Below are 270 nucleotides of genomic sequence, written 5' to 3'. Positions count from 1 at the left end.
CACTACCATCGGCGCTACGGCGTTTCACTTCTGAGTTCGGCATGGGGTCAGGTGGGACCACCGCGCTACAGCCGCCAGGCAAATTCTGTAATCTGTATCAGCTGAAAATCATCTCAAACCCACCGAAACAGCTTCGGCGTTGTAAGGTTAAGCCTCACGGTTCATTAGTACCGGTTAGCTCAACGCATCGCTGCGCTTACACACCCGGCCTATCAACGTCATAGTCTTTAACGTTCCTTCAGGACCCTTGAAGGGTCAGGGAGAACTCAT

General features: G+C 52.6%; 2 rRNA genes. Both read right to left on the bottom strand.

Annotated features, from left to right (window positions below):
* A 5S ribosomal RNA gene (gene rrf / locus FFB58_RS09460) occupies positions 1–79 on the bottom strand; the annotation flags it as partial.
* A gap of 64 nt (positions 80–143) precedes the next feature.
* Positions 144–270: ribosomal RNA gene (locus FFB58_RS09455) — 23S ribosomal RNA — on the bottom strand; the annotation flags it as partial.

It is taken from the genome of Enterobacter sp. MF024 (genome assembly GCF_005843915.1).
GTDB lineage: Bacteria > Pseudomonadota > Gammaproteobacteria > Enterobacterales > Enterobacteriaceae > Enterobacter > Enterobacter barmai.
The sequence above is the reverse complement of the archived record's forward strand: the minus strand, read 5'-3'. Positions and strand labels throughout refer to the sequence as shown.